This is a genomic window from Candidatus Thermoplasmatota archaeon, from assembly GCA_030018475.1.
In the GTDB taxonomy this organism is placed as follows: domain Archaea; phylum Thermoplasmatota; class JASEFT01; order JASEFT01; family JASEFT01; genus JASEFT01.
Window position 1 is genome coordinate 1 of sequence record JASEFT010000069.1, and the last position, 5,092, is coordinate 5,092.

The 5,092-nt window shown below is 39.0% G+C and carries 7 protein-coding genes; 6 read left to right on the plus strand and 1 reads right to left on the minus strand.

Annotated features, from left to right (window positions below; all coding sequences use genetic code 11):
* Positions 1-53: 53 nt before the first annotated feature.
* Entirely contained in the window at positions 54-467 is a 414-nt protein-coding gene (locus QMD21_07130; protein ID MDI6856533.1) for a DUF488 domain-containing protein, read from the minus strand.
* A gap of 37 nt (positions 468-504) precedes the next feature.
* Between QMD21_07130 and QMD21_07135 the strand changes: the two genes are divergently transcribed.
* The 6 genes from QMD21_07135 to aspS all read left to right on the plus strand — a co-directional run bounded on the left by QMD21_07135 (position 505) and on the right by aspS (position 4,961).
* Positions 505-1,410, plus strand: a complete 906-nt coding sequence (locus QMD21_07135) for a dihydroorotate dehydrogenase (protein ID MDI6856534.1) — start codon at positions 505-507, stop codon at positions 1,408-1,410.
* 16 nt (positions 1,411-1,426) lie between these two features.
* The gene (locus tag QMD21_07140; GenBank protein MDI6856535.1) at positions 1,427-1,573 is read left to right on the plus strand and encodes a hypothetical protein; all 147 of its coding nucleotides are present in this window, start codon (positions 1,427-1,429) and stop codon (positions 1,571-1,573) included.
* An 88-nt stretch (positions 1,574-1,661) separates the two neighbouring features.
* Positions 1,662-2,123, plus strand: coding sequence for a hypothetical protein (locus QMD21_07145; protein MDI6856536.1), 462 nt, complete (start codon positions 1,662-1,664; stop codon positions 2,121-2,123).
* Positions 2,092-2,865, plus strand: a complete 774-nt coding sequence (locus tag QMD21_07150; protein ID MDI6856537.1) for a dihydroorotate dehydrogenase electron transfer subunit — start codon at positions 2,092-2,094, stop codon at positions 2,863-2,865. The genes QMD21_07145 and QMD21_07150 overlap by 32 nt, the downstream gene beginning before the upstream one ends.
* A gap of 51 nt (positions 2,866-2,916) precedes the next feature.
* Positions 2,917-3,669, plus strand: coding sequence for a 4-phosphopantoate--beta-alanine ligase (locus QMD21_07155; GenBank protein MDI6856538.1), 753 nt, complete (start codon positions 2,917-2,919; stop codon positions 3,667-3,669).
* Complete coding sequence (aspS, locus tag QMD21_07160; protein MDI6856539.1) at positions 3,660-4,961, plus strand: aspartate--tRNA(Asn) ligase; 1,302 nt, start codon at positions 3,660-3,662, stop codon at positions 4,959-4,961. Before QMD21_07155 ends, aspS begins: the two co-directional genes overlap by 10 nt.
* Positions 4,962-5,092 lie beyond the last annotated feature (131 nt).

Sequence of the window (5,092 nt, forward strand, 5' to 3'; positions counted from 1 at the left end):
TTCTTTCATCTATAGCTGTAAATAATATGCCTCGTTGGATACTAAATAGTTTTCTATTTTTCACACCATACTTTTTCATTCAGTATATGCACAACTTCCCAGCCCTCTAAATTCAACTTCCTTGCAATCCAGCGGCGATGGCACCTAAAAGGAAACTTTTCCGCGCACATGAAAGCAGCCAATTTTTTAGAACCTAGGTTTTTTAATCTAACATAGCCTTCTTTCCACTCTTGACTCTGCATATAATCCTCATACCCTCCTCTATAACCTCCCAGGCTCTCTAAATGCACATACCCTATTCCTGCTTTACTCAGAGCGCTTTCTAAATTTTCTTTCTTAAACTGCTTGAATTTAGATGTTGGAAATCTTCTAATATCCACAAGAAGTTCTATTTTGTAGGATTTTAGAATTGCAACAAATTCTTTTAAGCTTCTGTTTGAATGCCCTATTGAATAGATTCTTGCCACAGCAGAATTAATATTTACAAGGCTTATTACTCTTTTGATGACAGAGCTTTCAACAACACTTGCAGGTTTGAAACTCAAAAACCCTTTGATTTTAGCTTCAGGTATTTTAGGCGAGACAGGTGAAAGTCTGCTAAAAGTTGCTAAAGCAGGTGCTGGGGCGCTTGTTACAAAATCAATCGGTCTAGAACCAAGCTCAGGTTACGCAAATCCTACAGTTGTCGAACTGGAATATGGGCTATTAAACGCGATCGGGCTGGCAAATCCGGGCATTGAGGAATACGGTAAAGAGCTAAAAATAGCGCTAAAATCTAAGGTGCCTGTCATCGGCAGTATATTTGGAAAAACTCCAGAAGAATTTGCAGAACTTGCAAAGAGAATGCAAGGGCTTGGAGCTCACGCTCTAGAGCTAAACCTTTCATGTCCTCATGCTAAAGGCTATGGTGTAGAGCTTGGAAGAGATGCAAAGCTTGTTTATGAAGTTGTAAAAAAAGTAAAAAGCAGTGTAAAAATACCTGTTTTCGCAAAGCTCTCGAATATAAATATTATTGAAGTAGCAAAAAGCGCACAGCATGCTGGCTGCGATGCCCTTGTTGCAATAAATTCAGCAAAGGCTATGAAAATAGATGTCAACCTTAAAATCCCAGTACTGTCAAATAAAACAGGAGGCTACTCCGGCCCTGCAATTAAACCGCTTGGCGTAGCTTCTGTTTATGAGCTTGCGAAAAATGTTAAAATACCAGTTATCGGCTGCGGGGGAATAATGACCGGGGAGGACGTTGTTGAATATTTGCTTGCAGGCGCAAGCGCTGTTCAGATAGGCTCCGGTGTTTATTACAGAGGTGTAGATATTTTCAAAAAGGTATGTACCGAGCTGAGTTGCTGGATGAAGAAAAACAAATATAAAAAGCTCGATGAGTTTGTAGGACTAGCGCTTAGTGAGTAAAAAATGGATAAAAAAAATGTTCAGGAAGAAAGTGAAAGAAATACGGGAAAGAGAACGGGTAAGAGATGCTATTAGAGCAAGAAAGTTCTCAGGTCCGGAGACATTTGAGCAAGGCTTAAGTATGATTAAATTCGCTGCAAAGCTCTGGGAGGCTGAAAAATGAGGGATCTAAGTGAAATCATCTCTTTAATATGCATGTTTTTGAGCAGAGAGAAAATACGATATGTGATCGTCGGAGGTTTAGCTTAGATATGGATGTTCTTATTCAAATTCCAGAAAACAAAATCAAACTTTTTATAGACTTTCTGAAGAGAAACGATTTTTTTGCAAGCGGGGATGACTTAAAAATGGCATTTGAAGAAAAAAGCCATTGTACAATTGAAGATAAAAAATCTATATTCAGATTGGATGTAAAGGGAATATACACAGAATTTGATGAAGAGACGCTAAAGAGAAGAAGGGCTTTCAATTACAAAGGAACGAAATTATATATAGCGTCACCAGAGGACACAATTGCAAGCAAATTACTGTTTGGCTCAGAACAAGATGTTAAAGACGCAGAAGGGATTTATGTGAGGCAGAAGGGAAAGTTGGATTTAGATTATTTGATAGAGAGATGCAGAAAACTGGATGTCTATGACGAATTTTTAGCTCTCAAAAAGAAAGTTGAGAAGATAGAGAATGAGTTATCCAAGAGTCGCAAAAATTATTGAGATAAAAGAAGAAACAAAGGATGTGAAGACGCTCAGGTTCAAATACAACGAAGAAGTCCAGCCAGGTCAGTTTTTTATGGTCTGGATTCCCGGCGTAGATGAGCTTCCGATGAGTGCTTCTTATACTGGCGATTTAAAAGGTATTACTGTGGAAAAAGTCGGCGACGCCACCTCGGCACTGCACAGACTAAAACCCGGAGCTAAAATTGGTATCAGAGGCCCGTATGGAAACGGATTTAAAATCTTTGGGAGAAAAATACTGTTTGTTGCAGGAGGCACTGGCATTATACCGATTGCGCCATTGGTTGAGAAACTGAAAAAACAGAATGTTGCGATAGTGTTTGGCGCAAAAAGTAAAAACGAGCTGTTTTTCATAGATAGAATAAAAAGAACGGCATCAAAACTTTTGATTACTACAGATGACGGCTCTTCAGGTGAAAAAGCTCTCGCTTCGGAGCTCGCAGAGAAAATTTTGGAAATGGAAAAATTCGACCAAATAATTACATGCGGGCCTGAGCGAATGATGAAGAAAATTTTAGATTTGGGGTTGAAAAATAAAATACCAGTTCAAGCGAGCCTAGAAAGATGGATGAAATGTGGTATTGGAATTTGCGACTCATGCGCAATTGATGGCTTACATGTTTGCAAAGACGGACCTGTTTTCGATGGCAAAATCTTGAGGCGGTTAAAGGAGTTCGGAGAGTTTAAGAGAGACGCCAGCGGAAGAAGAATAAAACTATAGCAGTCTTTTCAGCAAAACCATTAAAAACCAAAAATGCATTCTAATAATAAAATGAGAATCCCCAAATCGCATCCAAGATACGAATCTTTAAAGACGAGAGAGGAGCTTGTTAAATATTGGGAAAAAGGTTTAGTTGCAACTCAAGGGTTGATTGCGCAAGGTAGAGGGGAAGCTTTCGATTATTTAATTGGCGAAAGAACAACAGAGCATGCGAAAATTGCAGAACGTGCTGCAGCCTGTATGCTATTACTTGCTGAGAAACCTGTTATCTCTGTTAACGGCAATACCGCAGCGCTCGCAGCAAAAGATCTAGTCAAGCTCTCTAAACTTACAAATGCAAAGCTAGAAGTAAATCTATTTCATCATAGTAAGCTGAGAACAAAAAAAATTGCAGAATTTTTAAGAAAGTTTGGTGCAAAAGAAGTGCTCGGCGAAAAGCCAGATGCTAAAATACCAGATTTAAAACACGCCAGAGCTTTGTGCGCAAAAGAGGGGATATTTAGCGCAGATGTTGTGCTCGTTGCCCTTGAAGATGGCGATAGAACCGAGGCTATTGTCCGGATGGGCAAAAAAGTTATTGCTATCGATTTAAACCCTCTTTCAAGGACTGCACAAACAGCAGATATAACGATTGTAGATAACATTACAAGAGCGGTAAAAGTAATTATTAGAGAAGTAAACAGCTTAAGAAAAGCAAAAGAGTCAGAACTAAAAAGTACAATCAAATCTTTCAATAACAACAGAAACTTAAAAGAGGCGCTAAGATATATAACTGAAAGGCTTAAAGTGATAAAATGGTATTAAGAACAAAGTATTGCTCCGAGATAAGCAGTGACGATTTTGATAAAGAAATAATAGTTGCAGGTTGGGCTCAAGATATTAGAAATCTAGGTAGTATTGCCTTCATACTGCTAAGAGATAGAACAGGCGTTCTCCAGATTACAGCCCTTAAAAAAGCTCTTTCTCCAGAACTTTTCCAGGCGTTAGTAACCATACCCAGGGAAAGCGCTGTTTCAGTTAAAGGAATTGTTAAAGAGAGTAAGGAGGCGAAACTGGGTTTCGAGATTGTACCGCTGGAGATGACAGTTCTTGGTCACGCGTCTACGCCATTGCCGCTCGGTGTTGTAGATAAAGTTGGGGTTGACTTCGAAACAAGATTCGAGCATAGATTTTTAGACTTACGAAGACCAGAACGGCAAGCGATATTTAAAATTAGGCATACCCTCTTAAAAGCTGCCAGAGAGCAATTAGAAAAAGAAGGTTTTATTGAGGTCCACACGCCTAAAACTATAATTAGTGCTACTGAAGGAGGTGCAAACCTCTTCCAAATTCAATATTTTGAAAAGCAAGCTTTCTTAGCGCAGTCGCCGCAACTCTATAAACAAATACTAATGGCGACGGGCTTCGATAAAGTTTATGAAGTTGCAACTTGCTTTAGGGCGGAGGAGCACAATACGCCGAAGCATTTGAACGAATTTATCAGTATTGATATTGAGCAGGCATTTGCAGACGAAGAAGATGTAATGCAAGTTCTTGAAAGAGTAATTCAGAAAATAATCAAAAAACTAAACGAGGATAACAAAAAAGAACTAGAACTTTTGCAACTAAAAATACCGATACCGCAATTGCCGTTCAAGAGAGTGAAGTATGATGAGTGTGTTAAAATTGCAAGAAGTAAAGGTGCTGAGCTAAAATATGGAGAAGATTTTTCAGCAGAAGCTTTAAGGGCTGTTGGCGAAGAGCTTAAAGGATTTTATTTTATTACTAAATGGCCAACTCAAGCAAAACCTTTTTATATACAACCATTCGAAGACAATAAAGAGTTCTGTAGAGCTTTTGATTTGATGCGACGGGATAAAGAACTAACTTCCGGCGGGCAGAGAGTTCATAACCCAATACTGCTTAGACAGAGATTAAAAGAGCAAGGTCTTAATCCAGAAAACTTCAAATATTATTTAGAATCTTTTGAATATGGTATGCCTCAGCACGCAGGCTGGGGTTTGGGAGTAGAAAGGGCTTTGATGATAATCACTAATATGCAGAATATAAGGGAATGCACTCTGTTTCCGAGAGATAGAACTAGACTGGTGCCTTAATTATAGACCCATACAGATAACAAAAGCCCCAAGGGCTGTGGGCTCATAGTCTAGCGGTTATGACGTCGCCTTGACGAGAAGCCTTTCTCTTTTCTTTTAGGAAAAGAAAAGAGAAAGCCTTCAGGGAAAGA